Source organism: Turicibacter bilis (assembly GCF_024499055.1).
GTDB classification, from domain to species: domain Bacteria; phylum Bacillota_I; class Bacilli_A; order MOL361; family Turicibacteraceae; genus Turicibacter; species Turicibacter bilis.
This window is the reverse complement of the sequence record NZ_CP071249.1, coordinates 2,165,351-2,183,826: the sequence shown is the minus strand read 5'-3', so window position 1 is coordinate 2,183,826 and position 18,476 is coordinate 2,165,351. Positions and strand designations below refer to the sequence as shown.

The window sequence follows — 18,476 nt, the reverse complement described above, 5'->3', positions numbered from 1 at the left end:
ACCCTCCTATTCACCAAGCATTTTTAACATCATTTCTTCATCAATCACTGTCACACCAAGTTCTTGTGCTTTTTTAAGTTTTGATCCACTCTTTTCTCCAGCAACCAAGAAATCCGTTTTAGCACTCACACTTCCTGAAACTTTAGCACCTAAAGCCTCTAATTTTACACCCGCTTCTTTACGAGATAATGTTGCTAACGTTCCTGTTAAAACAACTGTTTTTCCATAAAATTCATTTGCTTCATTAGCAGTAGAAACCTTAACACCTGTATAACTCATATTCAATCCTAACGCTTTTAATTCATTAATTAATTGAACATTAGCGTCCTGCGTGAAATAGTGAACAATACTATTAGCAATTACATCTCCAATTTCAGCAATTCCTTTGAAATCATCAAACGTTGCTTGCATTAAAGCATCAATCGTTTCAAAATGAGCAGCTAATACTTTTGCCGTCTTACTTCCAACATGACGAACACCTAAACCAAATAATAATCTTTCTAAACTATTCTGTTTACTATTTTCAATAGCAGTTAATAAATTCGTTACCTTCTTCTCTCCCATACGTTCAAGAGGTAATAGTTGTTCTTTTTGTAATTTATAAATGTCAGCTACATTTTCAATTAACTGGTTATCATATAGTTGTTCAACCACTTTCACACCTAAACCATCAATATTCATAGCATCACGAGAAACAAAATGACATAAACTCTCAACAATACGTGCAGGACAATCAATATTTAAACAGTAGTAATCCGCCTCTCCTGCTTCACGAATCAGCTCACTACCACAACGCGGACAGTCTTGAATCATTTCAAATGGTGCTTCATCTCCATGACGCGCATCAATAACCGGTTTAACAACCTCTGGTATAATTTCTCCTGCTTTCCGAATAATGACACGGTCATTAATACGAATATCGCGCTCCTTAACATAGTCCTCATTATGTAACGTCGCACGACTGACACGTGTTCCAGCAACACGAACAGGTTCTAATACTGCATTAGGCGTTACCATTCCTGTACGACCAACAGTAAAAATAATATCTTTCAGAATAGTCTCCACTTCTTCTGCTGGGAATTTATACGCAATCGCCCAACGTGGACTTTTCACTGTTGATCCTAACTTTTGTTGTTCATTTAATTGATTGACTTTAATCACAATACCATCAATTTCGTACGGTAAATCAAAGCGATTAGTTGACCACTTTTCAATATAAGCTAATACGCCATCAATTGAGTCACAAACTTCACGGTTAGGATTCACATTAAACCCTAACTCTTCAATCTTTTGTAAGCTCTCATCATGCGTCTGACACCCTAACTCTTCAGCACTCGGGACAGCATAGCAAAACATCGCTAATTCACGTTTTGCTGCAATACGAGAGTCTAATTGACGTAATGATCCTGCTGCCGCATTACGAGGATTCGCAAATAATTCTTCTCCTTTTTCAGCACGTTGTTTATTTAACTTATCAAGTGTTGCCTTTGACATATAAACTTCCCCACGTACCTCTAGAGGATCTTTATATGGAATATGTAGAGGAATCGTTTGAATTGTTTTTAAGTTTTCAGAGATATCTTCTCCTACCACTCCATCTCCTCGCGTTGCTCCTTTAACAAACTGTCCATCACGATAGTGTAACGTAACAGCTAATCCATCAATTTTTAATTCACATACATAAGAAATATTAGGTGATACTTTTCGAATACGTGCATCAAAATCACGTAAATCACCTTCATTAAACGCATTCCCTAATGAAAGCATCGGTTTTTCGTGTTGAACTTTATTAAATCCTTCTAATATCGCTCCTCCAACACGAACAGTTGGAGAAGTTGATGATTTTAATTCTGGATATTGTGCTTCCAATTCTATTAACTCTTGCATTAATCGATCATACTCACGATCACTTACGCTTGGCTTATCAAGCACATAGTATTCTTTATTGTATTGATTTAACAACTTCGTTAATTCTTCGACACGTTGTTTAGACATAACGACATCCTCCTTTTACCACTCATTTCATTATGAACGTTTCTTTAATGCTGGATGTGATCCCATTAACTTCTTAATTCCATGTGGAGCACTAAAGGCAATTGAAATCACTTCACCTTTCACTCCAACGACGACACCTTCACCAAATGTGTCATGCTCGACCTTATCTCCACTATTCCAAGACGATCCTGAATTTAAACTAACTGTTTTAATCTGACGTTTTGGTGCTTTTGATTCCATCGCTTCTTTTAAAGTAAATGAAGGACGTGGACGTGATTCAATTCCTGTCTTATTTAAATAGGTTTCTGAAATTTCACGAATGAACATGGACTCAGGATTGGCTGAACGCATTCCGTATTGATAGCGACTTTGTGCATTTGTAATGAATAAAAGATCTTCTGCACGAGTAATCGCAACATATGCTAAACGACGTTCTTCTTCTAAATCATCCGCTCCTTGTTCAATCGCTGAACGAAGTGGGAAGATTCCATCTTCAAATCCACAAATAAAGACAACTGGGAACTCTAACCCTTTAGCCGCATGAATGGTCATGAGTGTCACTTTTGACTCATTGGCTTCTTCTTCAGTTTCTGTATCAGTTTGTAACATTAAGTCATTTAATAAAATAATTAACTTGGTCATCGTCGGAAGATCGTCTGCACGCTCTTCACTTTCTTCTTCTGCTAAAATTTCATCTAAATCAACATCTTCAAATTGCGTAGCCATTGATTTAAACTCACCTAAGTTATCAATTCGACTGTCTGCTTCAATCGTATTTTCATTCTCTAACATTTCTAAATATCCTGTTTGACTTAACACTAAATCAATAAAACTTGCTAACGAATGATCCTCAATTTGTGCACGAAGCATATAAATCATTGTTTTGAAATCCATTAATTTATTTAACGTTGCTTTAGCAACTACACCCGTTGCATCTTGAATAGATGACATCAGTGATAACTCTGACTCCGCTGCAAAATGTGATAATTTATCAATTGAGGCTGCTCCAATTCCACGCTTTGGTTCATTAACGACACGAACAAACGATAAATCATCATCTGGATTACAAATTAAACGTAAATACGCCATTAAATCTTTAATCTCTTTACGCTTAAAGTAACTCTGTCCACCAACTAATCGATATGGAATATTTTGACGGAGCAATGCCTGCTCAATCGCACGTGATTGAGAATTCGTACGATACAAAACAGCAAAATCATGATAATCATAAGCATCACGTCGCATATATGCAATCTTATCTGCAATATAATTTGCTTCAACATCTCCATCAGAGGCACGATGATATTCAATGGCTTCGCCTTCTCCACGATCAGACCATAACTGCTTATCACGACGGCCACTATTATTTTTAATCACATCATTTGCAGCATTTAGAATCATTTGTTTTGAACGATAGTTTTGTTCTAATAACACAACTGATGCATCTGGATAATCACTTTCAAATGATAAAATATTTTCAATATTCGCTCCACGCCAACTATAAATAGACTGATCCGAGTCACCAACGACACAAATATTACGGAACTTCTCAGCTAATAATGTAACAATCTTATACTGAGCATGGTTCGTATCTTGATACTCATCGATGTGAATATATTGGAACTTATTTTGATAGAATGATAAAACTTCAGGATGTTTTTCAAATAAATGAACTGTTAGCATTAATAAGTCATCAAAATCAACACGATTATTTTTAAATAATGTTTGCTGATATTTTTCATAAACACGAATCACATCTTCATTTTCAAACTCTTTATTTAAATCACTTGGTGTCTTCAGTTCATTTTTAGCATTACTAATTTGCGATAAAAAATATTTTGGTGATTGACGTTTTGGATCTAAATTTAAGTCTTCCATCACTGTCTTAATAACACTTAATTGATCGGCATCATCTAAAATACCGAAATTCAAATCATAACCAATTAAATCAATATCACGTCTTAAAATACGAACACACATTGAGTGAAACGTTGAAATCCAAACATCTTTTCCACGCTCACCAATTAACTTTTCAACACGCTCTTTCATTTCGCGAGCAGCTTTATTTGTAAACGTAATTGCAAGAATATTATACGGCGATACTTGCTTTTCAGACATTAAATATGCAATACGATGGGTTAATACACGTGTCTTCCCTGAACCTGCCCCCGCCATTACTAATAATGGACCTTCAGTGGTTAGAATAGCCTCCTTTTGTTGGGGATTCATTTTATCTAATAATTGACTCATCATCTCACCTCTATAAAAAATTTCATCTATATAGATACAGAAATATATTTTACAATTTTGTATCTATCTTAATTCATTAACCGCTCTGATATTAAAGCAGCCTATAGTCCAGATAAAAGTTTTTACACTATAAAAAACTCATCTGGACTTATATACAGAAATGTTTTCTACATTCACTGTTGCAAACTAAATGTTTAAAGCTCATGCCATTCAAGGCATCCTATAATCTCAGTGGGTCCCTGCCATTCGAAGTATTAATCCTCAACTGCTAGGCCCTAAAAATTTTGTGATACATAAAATTTACTGAGACTTATCTATCTCATTTTTAATTTTACTAATGATAAATACAATCTGTTTTATTATAGCAATTTTATAGCCTAAATTAAACAAACATTCGTTTGTTATCAGCCATTTTTTGAGAATATTATCATAAAACAGACATATTTATTAGTCTAGCAAAAATAAAGTAAGCTTATGCAATTTTTGCACTTTACTTTTTCTTCATCAAAATACTACAAAAAAACTTAATTTACTTCTTAACATAAAAAACTCGCAGATTAATATAACACATTAATCTACGAGTTTTAGTTATATACGCAGTTATATCAATTAGATACGGAAGCTTGATTTTAATGAAACAATACGATTAAATGATAACTTACCATCTTTTGTACGCTTTGGATCAACATTAAAGTATCCGTGACGGAAGAATTGGAATTTGTCATGTGCTTGAACATCTTTCATATTTTCTTCTACGAATCCTTGAACAACTTCTTCAGAGTTTTTATTGATACGCTCTAAGAATGGTAATCCTTCAGTTTCTTCATTTTCAATTAATAACGGTTCATATAAATGGAAATCAGCTGGAATATTATGTGTTGCATCTACCCAGTGAATCGTTCCTTTTACTTTACGTCCTGTAAATCCTGATCCTGATTTCGTTTCTGGATCATATGTTGCATGAATTTCAACGATATTTCCTTCTTCATCTTTAATGACATCAGTACATTTAATGAAGTAAGCATGTTTTAAACGAACTTCGTTTCCAGGGAATAAGCGGAAGTATTTCGGAACTGGATTTTCCATGAAATCTTCTTGCTCAATATAGATTTCACGAGAGAACGGGATTTGACGAGTTCCCATTTCTGGCACTTCTGGATTGATTTCAGCATCTAAATATTCAACTTGTCCTTCTGGATAGTTAGTAATAACAACTTTTAATGGACGTAAAACAGCCATTGTACGAGGAGCTTTTAATTTTAAATCTTCACGAATGAAGTGTTCTAACATTTGTGGATCAACTGTACTTACAGCTTTTGATAATCCAACTTCTTGGATAAAGTTTGTAATTGCTTCTGGTGTATAACCACGACGGCGTAATCCCGCTACCGTTGGCATACGTGGGTCATCCCATCCATCAACAACACCTTCATCCACTAATTGTTTTAAATAACGTTTCGACATGATTGTATTCTTCATGTTTAAGCGAGCGAATTCAATTTGGCGAGGTTTTGCTTCTGTTTCACAGTTTTCAATTACCCAATCATATAGTGGACGGTGATCTTCGTACTCTAATGAACATAATGAGTGAGTAATTCCTTCAAATGCATCTTCTAATGGATGAGCATAGTCGTACATTGGATAGATACACCATTTATCACCTGTATTATGGTGAGTTGTATGTAAAATACGATATAATGCAGGGTCACGTAAGTTCATATTAGGAGAAGCCATATCGATTTTAGCACGTAATACTTTTTCTCCATCTTTGTAAACACCTTTACGCATGTTTTCGAATAACTCTAAGTTTTCTTCAACAGAGCGATTACGATAAGGTGATTCAACACCAGGTTGAGTTAATGTCCCGCGGTTTTCACGCATTTCCTCAGGTGTTTGATCATCAACATATGCCTTACCTTTTTTGATTAATTCAACAGCATGCTCATACATTTTCTCGAATGTATCAGATGCGAATAATAATTCGTTATATTCAACACCTAACCATTTAATATCATTGATAATCCCTTGAACAAATTCTTCATCTTCCTTAACGGGATTCGTATCGTCAAAGCGAAGGTTCATTTTTCCACCGAACTCTTTAGCTAATAAATAGTTTGTTAAAATGGCTTTCGCGTGACCAATATGTAAATAACCATTTGGTTCTGGAGGGAAGCGTGTAATAATTTCTTTGTGCTTACCACTCTCTAAGTCTTCTTTCATAATCGTCTTAATGAAGTTTGAATTTTCATTGACCATTTCCATAAAAAACACCTCGCTAAAATTCAAAACTAATGCAAATATTGCGCCTTTAATATATAAAAATCTATTTTTAGATTATATCACAAGTCTAGAATACATAGTAACATTATTCCACTATTTCCAGTGAAAAATTCGTCATTTGACCAAATCTTGAGAATAAGTCTTTAGCTAATTCAACATCTTGTAATAAACCATCCGTCCCATTAAATGATGTAATGAATAATAAAATAGTTTTCGTCTCTTCTGTAATACGAGTTCGAGGTGTATCGGATGTCGGTGTTCCAAATGGACCTACTTCGTCACAATACACTGGGATATTTTCAATATTAATATTTCCACGACCAATTCCTTCATAAGGTTCATCCTGGCCAATACGAATCAAAATATCTCCTTGAATCTTATCTTCATCTAATACAGCCACACTACGTTGCGTTCGAGCTGATAAAACATTTCCAATATCCACAGCATTATTAACAAAGTAAAGCCCATTACCTTTAATTAAACGACGAAGTAAAGCTTCTGTTGATAGACGATAACGTGACGGATCCTTCCCTAATGCTTTATATCCGGCACGAGCTGCCGCAATACGTGGTTGTTTTAACAGCGTCTCTAGCGTTAATTGTTCCATCATCTCTTTTTCTAGCTGTTCCATCTCTTGTTTTAATGACTCCTGTGTTGGTGTCACTTCTGTATCAAAAGACATGATGGCTAAACAGTAACCAGGAACTTTCTCCTTTAATTGTTTATCAAGTGTAATCTTCTTCATAAAAAACCTCCGATAATGTAACTTTAATTACCATTATACAATTTAAAAAAGATAGTTTAAAACTATCTTTTTATTCTTTTTTAAAAGATTCAGCTTCTCGATCCTGTTCTTCCTTCTTCAACAGTGCGTAAGCAATAGCCAATTCTTTTAATTTATTTTCTCTCTCTTTATCAATACAGTATTGATGAACATAAATCATCATGCCAAAAGAAATGATAATTAGAACGCTTAAGTTCACGACATCTACTAATAAATAATTCATTCGCTCAAAATAATATTGATTCGAAGATAAAACATAATAAACAATCAAACATAGTCCATACCACTTCAGCCAAGAAAATAGATGCTCTGGTGAAATCTGAGTGATACGTAGTTGATTAATAAAAAATAATAAGAGAATGGATATCGATAGCAATAAGAATAAATTAACAACCACTTTGATCACCTCAGACAACTAACAGTTACTAATAGCATTGACCATTTTTTGAGTTTTTATTCTTTCACTATAAAGTGTTCTAAATCTTCTATCGTTAAAGCTTTTGAATGGTAAAGATATAGCCTACAAACTAATCCTATTTTCTTTATTCATGTATAATTCCTTCGACTCAAAATGTTCATTTCATTATAACAGATCGTTTGTAAGGCTTATACAAAACCTGCTTCTACTATTTAATCTTTAAACGAATTTGATCGATCCGCTCTCCATCATCACTTAAAATCGAAATCACAACCTCTCCTTCAGCAATTCCTTGAACCGTACCACCTTGTGTAACTGTTGCCACCCCTTCATCACTACTTAACCACAAAACATTCTGATGACTTGCATCTAATGGCAAAAGTTCATAATCTAATGTAACAGATTCCCCTACCTTCAATGACCTCACTTCTGTTTTAATCTTTAGCTTTTCAACTGGAATCACGACTCTGACATCAAAATCAATCTCACTATTTTTGGATGATAAAATTCGAGTAATTCCCGATGAATTAGCAATAAGCTTATCTTGTTTAATGACTGCTATCGACTCATCCGTGCTTTCAAATTCGAGTGTGGATAACTCTAATTGAGATCCCCCTAATAATTGAGTCAATTCTACTTCATCTCCTACCGAAAGAGTGACATACGTGATCACCTCGTTCGGGCGATTAGATGTCTCTTCATTTAATAACATAAAATCATCTCTTGAAACATAAGCCTCACTCGTCTCAAAATTATACGTTATATCAGATTCTATCACTTCTTGTTCTGAAATTGGCATATCACTTTGAATTTTGAGCTGATCCTCCATTTGAGCTAACACTAAAACAGGATAGTTACGAATGCCCGTACTTTGTTGTTGATTTGAAGTTAAATAAGCAAGATTCCCCTCTGAATCCAAATGAACAGGAATCACTTGATTATTCTGTTTAATCGCAAGTTGATAATAATTATAATCCTTACCACCTAATGCTTTATCCATACGATAGTAATGCCCCGCAATTTTTTCACCCCAGTAAGGGTCAGAGGCATATTTAACATTCATCCCACTTCCTTTATTCCCAACGTGTGGACCATAGTATCTAAAATCCGAAACAGCATCAGTATATCCCCAAGATACATAGCGTTCTGCATGATAGAATACACCGTTACGGATACTCGTAAACTGTGTGGCATTCCCATATGGATTTTGATCCGTCGCATTCATCCCAAACGTATTATTCTTGTCAATCGCAATCTTACTTCGACCATAACCACTTTCATGTAAAGCCATTGAAAACTCTAATCCCCCATTAATCCCAAATAATTCTTGGGCTTCTAAAAAGCTTTCTCCCTCATCTACTAACTGACTCTCACCTTCAGTTGGTGGATAAGTAACAGCCTTTTGTGTATAACCTAACTGATTTAAATAAGTATTCAACTCATCATACGTATAATTTGTTTTTGAACGATACGGGAGGTATTGAAAATAATTATAGAAGGGTTCACTACTATTTATTGCTCCTACCCCATCAACTGAAATCGATTGCCAATCATCATAAAAATAAATCCCATCATAACTATAATAACTTTTTCCTTCTTCCATCCAGTGCGGTGCTTTACCGATAATCAAAGGTGTCTTTGCTAAAGCATCTCGAACATCTTGTGCTAAATAATGAATGAGATCTTCACCTTCTTTGGTATAGTACGAAATATTTTGAACTTGATTACTCGGAATAATACTGACCCATGTTTCAGTACTTGCCGAAGCATCATACACCGCATGACGATCAACCCAACCATCATAACCTGACATATAAATTTTAAACCCCTCTTTTGTTTCATCAACTAATAAGGCCTCATCAATATAACAGGCATTAATATACGTATCTAGTGTTTCAGAATTCGTTAAATTATGATTAGCTCCACAAGTCGTCGTTTTAAATTGAACAATAGTTGGGTCCATCGAAATCACAATCATGCCATCATTCAAAACGACTAAAACTCCATCATCAAACGTCAAGCCTTGAACCTTAGACTTTAATTCCTTTGCTTCTTCAAACGTTTGTAAACAAGCAACATGTTCATAACTTCCATCAGACTTTGCCATCACTACTTCATAATAATAAGGATCACAATAGGCACTAACAATCTTTGTACGTGTAGTTTCTGTTGTATTACTCATATTTGTATTAATACTGTAGTAATAATACGGGTTAAATAAATCAGACAAAGATTGAATCGAAAATAACTGATCAACGACTTGTATATAATTAACTAATCCACTGGGATTATAAGATCGAAGTTTTTCTAAAGTACTCTCTACCGTGGAAAAATCCTGATAATCACCTGAACCTAAATCATCATCTGCTAATATCTTTATTTGTGCCGATAATAAGCACAACAAACACACTACTAATATACATAATCTCTTCATCCTTCTAGCTCCTATATAAAAAATTACATGAAACTCATTAAAAATCTGATTTCTTAGTATGTCTCCTAAAATAAGATTCATACTTCGTTATACAAAAAAGCTCTAGCAATCAAAAGGAAAATATTGTATAATACTTAAAATCTTAATGATGGAGGTGTGATATGAAACGAGAACATTTAAAGAAAGGATTATTTCTCTTGATTGGACTGATGACAATCTATTGTTTTATGAAGTTAATCTATAGCCTATCCGCTCAAACCGGTCGAGAGTCTGGCTCCCTCTCAAATAGTTTATATTTATTCCTCAGTCAATTTGAATTCTTAAATAACTTTTTACGTCAATGGGATCAATTTGTTATTAAAGTACTTTATAAATTAAACTTAGAAGAACTTTATCCTTTTATCTTCTCTACCTATAGTAATTGGAGCTTTATCATTCGTAAATGGGCACATTTTGGGATTTATATGATACTTGGGATACTTTCAATGGGGGTCTTTACTTACGCCTTTAACTTCTATAAAGCCTTCTTAATTACATTTTATTGTGGATCACTCTTTGCCTTTACTGATGAAATCCATCAACTCTTTGTCGAGGGAAGAACAGGACAGATTAGTGATTTTGAAATTGATGTTTTAGGCCTAGTGACCGGCATGACCTTCTGTCTTTTTATCTTTGTGATTGTAAATTTGATCCAATTTATTAATAAACATCTCAGTAACAATAACTCAAAACAGCAATATTCTAAAGAGAAACCAATTATTGAACGAACCCCCTTTACATTAGACGATTAACAAACCAAACTAATAATATTAACCCTTCTAATGATATAAAAATACCCCCATAATAGAATTTAAAGTGATTCTTTATCAGAGATAGAATCACTTTTTTCATCTACTATAGAGGTGCTATCCATTTCATTTAACACCAGCTGTTCTTTCTAATTATAAGAATAGCTGATGTCTACATTTTTAAAGATAGAATTTGTACTCGTCGTTGTAAACTTCTAATATTAACACTTTTTAAAATCCCACCATCTTCACCATCTAATGTCCACTTAACATCTTGCTCACTCTCAACAGTCATACGATCCGTCTTAAATGTCACTACATATTCTGAATCATATTGAGTATTTAAAAAGTCATTTAAGATTCGATGAATATCAATCAGATTTTTCGGAGCACGAATTAACGTCACTTCAAATAAACCATCACTTAAATCAGCCTGATTTCCAAATGCATTTTTTATACCTGCGACAGAATCTGAGTTAGAAATCATTCCAAAAATATAATCCCCTTCAATCACACCATCACGGTGAGTAATCTTACACTTATACGATTGAATGGTAGGTAACTTTAATAATCCCTCAATTAAGTAGGCTAATCCGCCTAACATATTTTTTCGTGGTTGTGGCGTCTCATAAGCGACATCAGTAAAGGCTCCAAACGCAGCAACATAAGTAAAATATCGACTACCAAACTGTCCAATATCAATTGGCATCTGTTTCCCTTGAATACATAAATCTAACGCTTTAGGGATATTTTTAGGAATTCCAAGTGTGGTAGCAAAATCATTGGTCGTTCCAGTTGGAATGTACGCAATTGGTGTATTCGCATTTGCTTGGATTAACCCTGTGATGACTTCATTTAAGGTTCCATCGCCTCCACTTGCAACGACTAAATCATAATTTCTAGCCTCTTTCATTTTCTCCACTGCATCATATTTAGCTTTAGTGGGATACACGACCACCTCATATCCAGCTAAGCTCAATTGGCTAATAATCAGTAATAAATAGTCCTTTATTATCCCACGTCCTGAAGTTGGATTAATAATAAGTAATAACTTCTTACGCACAGAGGCACTTCCTTTCAAAAATTTAAACTTTAATTTTACATTATATTATATCACCTATTGTCAAAAAAAATGTCGTTTATGATTGTAGAGATTCTAAGTACACAAATAAAAGCCTGATTCAAAAATTAGAACCAGGCTTTTATTTTATTAAAATTGTGATTTTAAAGCTTCAACTTTATCTAAACGTTCCCATGGTAAATCAACATCTGTACGTCCAAAGTGTCCGTAAGCAGCTGTTTGTTTATAAATCGGCTTACGTAAATCTAACATTTGGATGATTCCTGCTGGACGTAAGTCGAAGTTTTGACGAATAACTTCTACAATCTTGGCATTTGATACTTTTCCTGTTCCAAATGTATCAACCATGATTGAAGTTGGCTGAGCAACACCGATGGCATATGATAATTGAATTTCAATTTTATCAGCATATCCCGCTGCAACTAAGTTTTTAGCAACATAACGAGCTGCATAAGCCGCTGAACGGTCTACTTTAGTTGCATCTTTTCCAGAGAATGCTCCACCACCATGACGTGCATATCCTCCGTATGTATCAACGATAATTTTACGTCCTGTTAATCCAGCATCTCCGTGTGGTCCACCAATGACAAAGCGTCCTGTTGGATTAACTAAGTAGCGAGTATTTTCTGTTACTAAGTTTTGTGGTAACACTGCATCAAAGACATGTTTTTTAATATCTGCTTCGATTTGTTCGTGACTTACTTCTGGTGAATGTTGTGTTGAAAGTAAAACAGTATCGATTGCAACTGGTTTTCCTGCCTCATCATATTCAACTGTTACCTGTGTTTTACCATCTGGACGTAAGTAATCTAAGGTTCCATTTTTACGAACTTCAGTTAAACGACGAGATAATTTATGTGCTAATGAGATTGGTAAAGGCATATATTCTTCAGTTTCATTTGTGGCGAAACCAAACATTAATCCTTGATCCCCTGCACCAATTGCTTCAATTTGCTCATCAGTCATAATTCCTGTACGAGCTTCTAATGCTTGATCAACCCCCATTGCAATATCTACAGATTGTTCATCAATAGCTGTTAACACAGCACAAGTATCTGCATCAAACCCATATTTCGCACGGTTATATCCAATTTCACGAATTGTTTCACGAACAACCTTTTGGATATCAACATATGAAGAAGTAGTAATTTCTCCAAATACTAAGACTAATCCTGTTGTCACAGACGTTTCACAAGCAACGCGTGCCATAGGATCTTTTGCTAAGATAGCATCTAAAATTGAATCTGAGATTTGATCTGCAATCTTATCTGGATGCCCTTCTGTTACAGATTCTGATGTAAATAATCGACGTTCTGACATACTAATGTCCTCCTTCTAATTACACTAAGAAATACTCTATATTATTAAGTTCCTGACGAGAGATAATAGCTCGGGCCGGTTAATATTTAAAAATCATTAACAAAATCAATCATTCATACCTATAATGGACAATTTAAGAAAAATAATCCACCTTTTCTAAGTAATTCTTTTTTCTTTAACAAACTAGTACATATAATCTATCGCTGGCCGCTCAGATCATGAGCATACTAGCGGATAACATGGAAAGAACAACTTATAGTTTCACCTACGGTGTACAGTTTATCTAACTTTTACTCTGTTTAAAGAGATAAGCTTACATATAGCTCATCTAATGCGGTAAAACCACAAAGGCTGGTCGGATTCACTACTGCTCATCACTCCTTAGCACTTGAGTGGATAACCCCGAAGTTGTCCCTTTAGGCTAACAAAAAAAGTCCGCTATAAGCGGACTTGAATGACTGATTCAAACCCTCTTATTGCTCGAGTTAAACTCGCTTGGGTCGGCACCTTCCTATTCAAGGAGGTTGCCGCGACTTCATAGGCCCCTATGCCTCCATCGCTCTTAATAAGAGTATATTATTATATTTATTTTTAATTTCATTATTCATTATAAGAAAAAACTCGTAACTTGTCAATTATTAACGGTTATTCTTTAAAATCTAATTCAACATTTGAAATCGAATCAAAGCGAGTTCCAATTTTTTCAGTCGTAATATGAATCTCTTTGACATCTTTTGAAACTGTATCAATGTGTTTACTTAATTTATCCCAACGTTCCTTATATCGCTTAAATTCATCTCCTAATTTATTTAACTCTTGTTGAATGACTAAAGCATGACGATCGCGTTCAAGATTATTTATAATGACTTGAATCGTTGTTAAAGTCGACATTAAAGTTGTTGGAGAAACTAACCAAACTCGTCTTTGTTGAGCATATTCAATTAAATCAATATGGTAAGCATTAATCTCTGCAAAAATGGCCTCTGCTGGCAAAAATAAAATCGCCTGATCCGATGTTTCCTCCGGTGTAATATACTTCATGGCAATATCATCAATATGCTTTTTCACATCTTGTTTAAACTGCTTGGTGGCAATTTTACGTTCTACATCAGGTAAGTTACGATCCATCATTCGCTGATAGTTTTCCAATGGGAATTTCGAATCAATCGGTAAATTTCCTAATGGGGCTGGTGCAAATAAAATCGCATCAACCATCGTTCCATTTGAAACCTTATATTGAGTCTGATACAAACGGTCATTTTTCTCTCCAAATACTGAAGCCAAAATTTGATACAACTGAACCTCCCCATATGTTCCACGGCTTTTCTTATCTGTTAACAACGTCTGCAATGAAACAATATCTGTTGATAAACTTTCAATCTTCTTTTGCGCCTCATCTATCTTCGCTAATCGAACTAAAATACTCTGAAACGTCTCATTTGTTTTATTAAACGACTGATCTAAACGCTCATTCACCTTATCATTAATACGCATCAAATTCACTTCCATGCGCTCATTTAACTTTTCAAAATCACGCTGTAGCTGTTCCGTCACCACCGTACTATGTTGAAGTAACTGTCCACGAATCGTACGCTCAAATTGGCCATAACGATCGAGCACTCGCTCATTATTTTGTCCAACGGTATCTAACATTTGAAAATTAGTTTGTTGCAACCTTTTTTCCATTCGCTGTTGTTCATCAATCACCTGTTTAATTTGCTGTTCAAGTAATGAATGTTGGCGTCTTCCACTACTTGGATTCTGCCTGATTAGTACTAATAACACTAAAACAATTAACATGATTAATAATAAATATACACCTATCATACCATCCCCTCTTTCAACACTTCTTTATTTTACCATAAATGAACAAAAAAAGAGGCTTGAAGATTTAATCTTCAAGCCCTTCTAAATTATTCAGTTTCCGTTTCTGATGAATCCATAACTTCAATTTTAACGCGTTTAATACGGCGATCTTCCACTTCAATAATGGTGAAAACTAAATTATGATATTGATACATATCACCGATATCCGGGATATCTTCAATTTTTGAGTACATCCAACTTCCTAATGAATAAGCATCTTCCGGAATATCTAAATCAATACCCATAATATCAAATAATTCATCTAATTCGATGTCTGCTTTTACTTCATATAACGTATCACTTTTCTTAGTAAAGAACTGTTCTTCCTCATCATGCTCATCATAAATTTCACCAACAACTTCTTCAAGAACGTCTTCCATTGTGACAAGTCCAGCAGTTCCACCATATTCATCTGCAACAATCGCTAAATGTTGCTTTTCTAATTGTAGACGAGTTAATAAGTCAGAAACACGCATTGTATATGAAACATACATCGGATCACGCATAATATCTGCAATCACGATATCTTCAGTCGATCCTCTTTCAATAATAGCAGAGAATAAATCACGCTCATATAAAATTCCTACAATATTATCTCGTGATTCATCATAAACAGGGATACGCGAATACTTTTCTTCTAAAAAGACATTTTTAATATGTTCAGTAGAATCGTGAACGTCTACAGCAATGACATCAACTCGAGGTGTCATAATATCCTTAACAAAAGTTTCACTTAAATCTAGGACACTTTGAAGCATCTCAACCTCATCTTGCTGTAATACCCCCTCTTCTTCCATTGTATCAATGATTACGTTTAATTCATCCTCAGTGACTGATGGTTCATCATCTTTTTTACGATATAACTTAGCAACAAAGTCTTTTAAAACCATAAAGATCTTAATTAAAGGCTTCATAATAATAATCATATAATAATAAATTGTCCCGATAGCTAAGGCTAAAGACTCTGAATTTTCTTTGGCATATGATTTAGGTAAGATTTCACCAAAGATAATAATAAGTATAGTCATAACAGCTGTGGCAATTGGGGCACCAGATGCACCTAAGTGTAAAACCTCCGTTGCTACAATGGTTGCCAGTGACGCTGATGCTAAGTTAACAATATTATTTCCAATTAAGATAGCTAATAAAACTTCATCAAATCGCTCGGCTACATTCAGCGCTTTTTTAGCACCTGGACGACCATCTTCCGCATATTGACGTAAACGAATTAAGTTTACGCTCGAAAAAGCAGTCTCAGAAGCACTAAAGAATGCTGATAAAATAATCATGATAACAAGTATTAAATAATACATGGACGGGTCCAAAACAATTCACACTCCTATAATTTACTATTTTTGTATGTAGATTAATATATCAAGTTCATAGTTATTTGTCAATAAGTCGACTGAGTTTATACAATTTCACTACAAAAACAACGATAAAAAAATAAACCTCTAACCGAGTATACTTTATAGTATACTAATCGCTAGAGGTTTCATGCTTTTAATTAATAAAAATCTAATGGATTTGGTGCATAACTTGGTTGGCTACCTGTATTCGTACGAATCTCGAAATGTAAATGAGGTCCCGTTGAATTTCCGGTATTTCCAGCTTCTCCAATTGTTTGACCGCCTTGAACCGTATCACCTGCTGATACACTTAAAGAGTTTAAATGTGCATATCGTGTGTAATATCCATTTTTATGGTTAATTAAAATATTATAACCATATGCACCACTATATCCGGCACTTACAACAACTCCATTGTCAGCTGCATAAACTGGTTGTCCAATATAAGCTTGAATATCGATGGCATAATGACCACTATAACATAAATATCCACATGTGACACTACGATTTGTTGTTGGCCAAACCCAACTTCCATTTCCAACACCTGAGACAACTTTTGTTCCACGCACAACAACCTTGTTCACAGGTTCTGATAATTGTTTTTCTTCAACAACTTCTAATGAAGCTTGTGAGCCATTTTCATAAACAATTTTTGTACGTTTTAAAGACTCACCATTTTGACCTTCTTGTTGAATCTTCGTTTGTCCTTTGACCATCGTATCATCATCAATATACTCTGTTTCATAAGCAATTGTTGAAATATCTACTTTTTCTTTTTCTGTTTCAACAGTAATCATTGGATTTAATGGCGTGACATCTAACTCCATTCCTAATAGCTCTGACCACTTTAAACCTTTAACCTGAGGATTTAATAAAATCAACTCTTCTTCAGTCATTCCATGGTCATTAGCGATGTACCACAATGATGAATCTTCATCAAAAATGACAGTTTCTTTTGGTTTAGCTTCACCGTATAATACCATGCGACGTGTCTCTTCTGGTGTTAAAATTTCATCTGGATTAGCATAAGCTGTATCAACTTTAACTGCTTCTACCACTTTAGCCCCAATATATTGAGATCCTGATTCCATTAAAGGTTCAATTGGATTTTCAATATCCATAATCTTCTGTATATCCTCTTCACCTGTATAATAAGCCATTAATTCTAATAATGTATTAGAAACAACATTAGCATCTTGTACAACAAAGGTTGATTCATCAATTGAAATCTTATAAGCCGATGCTTGGAAATTTGCTTTCTTAGCTACCGTTTTTAAAACAGCTTGATTATCAATTGTCGTAAGTGGTAATAAAGTTACCTCTTCTTCTAGACGAACATTTGTCGGTGACTTAATAACCACTTGTTCAGGATATTGCTTCGATAACTCTTTTTTCTGTTGAACTACAAATTCTTCATATTCTTCTTTATCTGTGATAAGTCCTACCACTTCATCATCTATATATACTCGATAAACAACATTCTGTGTTGCTAATGGCGATGCCTCTGCTACTTTTTGATGATTCCCTGTTAACATCATCGTAGCGATTAATACTCCTACAATTTTTTTCTTCATATCATTACGACCTCCATGCTTTATTACTAGTTGTAATAAAGTAGCTTTCTAGTCTTGGTGACTGTTTAGAATCTATAAATTTGTTTTACTTTATATCATTCTCTCTGTTCTTACTTTAATTGTTCCATATAATTATGTCCAAAATGTGTCCTAAAAGAGAATTTGTTCCCAAAATAAGCATAAACGAATGATTTTATCAGATTTTATACCTTTTTTCCATAAAAATGTTCCGAATTCTTCATATTTTTTATTTTACTTTTTGTATCCGCTTCCAATTGTTGTTTTTTGACTCATTGCAAAAAAAAGGCACCGCTTCAACAAAAACGGTGCCTTTTAG

12 protein-coding genes and 1 riboswitch are annotated in these 18,476 nt (G+C 34.4%); of the genes, 1 reads left to right on the top strand and 11 read right to left on the bottom strand.

The annotated features are described in order from the left end of the window. Positions 1-6: 6 nt before the first annotated feature. The 6 genes from ligA to J0J69_RS10515 form a co-directional block, all read right to left on the bottom strand. The gene (gene ligA, locus J0J69_RS10540; RefSeq protein ID WP_212724420.1) at positions 7-1,995 is read right to left on the bottom strand and encodes an NAD-dependent DNA ligase LigA; all 1,989 of its coding nucleotides are present in this window, start codon (positions 1,993-1,995) and stop codon (positions 7-9) included. 30 nt (positions 1,996-2,025) lie between these two features. Then, positions 2,026-4,245, bottom strand: coding sequence for a DNA helicase PcrA (gene pcrA, locus J0J69_RS10535; RefSeq protein WP_068759327.1), 2,220 nt, complete (start codon positions 4,243-4,245; stop codon positions 2,026-2,028). A gap of 609 nt (positions 4,246-4,854) precedes the next feature. Further along, the gene (locus J0J69_RS10530) at positions 4,855-6,507 is read right to left on the bottom strand and encodes a glutamine--tRNA ligase/YqeY domain fusion protein (protein WP_055241284.1); all 1,653 of its coding nucleotides are present in this window, start codon (positions 6,505-6,507) and stop codon (positions 4,855-4,857) included. A 103-nt stretch (positions 6,508-6,610) separates the two neighbouring features. Beyond that, on the bottom strand, positions 6,611-7,270 hold the full coding sequence (locus J0J69_RS10525) for a B3/B4 domain-containing protein (RefSeq protein ID WP_055275992.1): 660 nt from the start codon (positions 7,268-7,270) through the stop codon (positions 6,611-6,613). Between the two features lie 70 nt (positions 7,271-7,340). Further along, complete coding sequence (locus tag J0J69_RS10520; protein ID WP_055241288.1) at positions 7,341-7,706, bottom strand: hypothetical protein; 366 nt, start codon at positions 7,704-7,706, stop codon at positions 7,341-7,343. Positions 7,707-7,935: 229 nt separating this feature from the next. Next, complete coding sequence (locus J0J69_RS10515; protein ID WP_212726043.1) at positions 7,936-10,161, bottom strand: Ig-like domain-containing protein; 2,226 nt, start codon at positions 10,159-10,161, stop codon at positions 7,936-7,938. Positions 10,162-10,322: 161 nt separating this feature from the next. Between J0J69_RS10515 and J0J69_RS10510 the strand changes: the two genes are divergently transcribed. Continuing rightward, the gene (locus J0J69_RS10510) at positions 10,323-10,952 is read left to right on the top strand and encodes a VanZ family protein (protein WP_212723575.1); all 630 of its coding nucleotides are present in this window, start codon (positions 10,323-10,325) and stop codon (positions 10,950-10,952) included. A 169-nt stretch (positions 10,953-11,121) separates the two neighbouring features. Here J0J69_RS10510 and J0J69_RS10505 read toward each other — a convergent pair whose 3' ends face one another. From J0J69_RS10505 to J0J69_RS10485, 5 genes are all read right to left on the bottom strand, one after another. After that, on the bottom strand, positions 11,122-12,012 hold the full coding sequence (locus J0J69_RS10505) for a diacylglycerol/lipid kinase family protein (protein ID WP_256637869.1): 891 nt from the start codon (positions 12,010-12,012) through the stop codon (positions 11,122-11,124). 147 nt (positions 12,013-12,159) lie between these two features. Beyond that, entirely contained in the window at positions 12,160-13,350 is a 1,191-nt protein-coding gene (gene metK / locus J0J69_RS10500; protein WP_055275982.1) for a methionine adenosyltransferase, read from the bottom strand. Between the two features lie 470 nt (positions 13,351-13,820). Next, positions 13,821-13,922: riboswitch (SAM riboswitch) on the bottom strand. Between the two features lie 73 nt (positions 13,923-13,995). Next, positions 13,996-15,177 (bottom strand): DNA recombination protein RmuC, encoded by a 1,182-nt coding sequence (locus J0J69_RS10495; protein ID WP_055241298.1) that lies wholly within the window; start codon positions 15,175-15,177, stop codon positions 13,996-13,998. An 86-nt stretch (positions 15,178-15,263) separates the two neighbouring features. After that, entirely contained in the window at positions 15,264-16,529 is a 1,266-nt protein-coding gene (locus tag J0J69_RS10490) for a hemolysin family protein (protein ID WP_256637868.1), read from the bottom strand. A gap of 194 nt (positions 16,530-16,723) precedes the next feature. Then, positions 16,724-18,139: a M23 family metallopeptidase gene (locus J0J69_RS10485; protein ID WP_237252689.1), complete on the bottom strand. Its 1,416-nt coding sequence runs from the start codon at positions 18,137-18,139 to the stop codon at positions 16,724-16,726. Positions 18,140-18,476: the final 337 nt, after the last annotated feature.

Excerpts from the sequence above, each read along its gene's own strand:
- J0J69_RS10485 (WP_237252689.1), bottom strand. The coding sequence starts at position 18,139 with ATGAAGAAAAAAATTGTAGGAGTATTAATCGCTACGATGATGTTAACA.
- J0J69_RS10510 (WP_212723575.1), top strand. The coding sequence starts at position 10,323 with ATGAAACGAGAACATTTAAAGAAAGGATTATTTCTCTTGATTGGACTG.
- pcrA (WP_068759327.1), bottom strand. The coding sequence starts at position 4,245 with ATGAGTCAATTATTAGATAAAATGAATCCCCAACAAAAGGAGGCTATT.
- metK (WP_055275982.1), bottom strand. The coding sequence starts at position 13,350 with ATGTCAGAACGTCGATTATTTACATCAGAATCTGTAACAGAAGGGCAT.
- J0J69_RS10525 (WP_055275992.1), bottom strand. The coding sequence starts at position 7,270 with ATGAAGAAGATTACACTTGATAAACAATTAAAGGAGAAAGTTCCTGGT.
- J0J69_RS10490 (WP_256637868.1), bottom strand. The coding sequence starts at position 16,529 with ATGTATTATTTAATACTTGTTATCATGATTATTTTATCAGCATTCTTT.
- J0J69_RS10495 (WP_055241298.1), bottom strand. The coding sequence starts at position 15,177 with ATGATAGGTGTATATTTATTATTAATCATGTTAATTGTTTTAGTGTTA.
- ligA (WP_212724420.1), bottom strand. The coding sequence starts at position 1,995 with ATGTCTAAACAACGTGTCGAAGAATTAACGAAGTTGTTAAATCAATAC.
- J0J69_RS10530 (WP_055241284.1), bottom strand. The coding sequence starts at position 6,507 with ATGGAAATGGTCAATGAAAATTCAAACTTCATTAAGACGATTATGAAA.
- J0J69_RS10515 (WP_212726043.1), bottom strand. The coding sequence starts at position 10,161 with ATGAAGAGATTATGTATATTAGTAGTGTGTTTGTTGTGCTTATTATCG.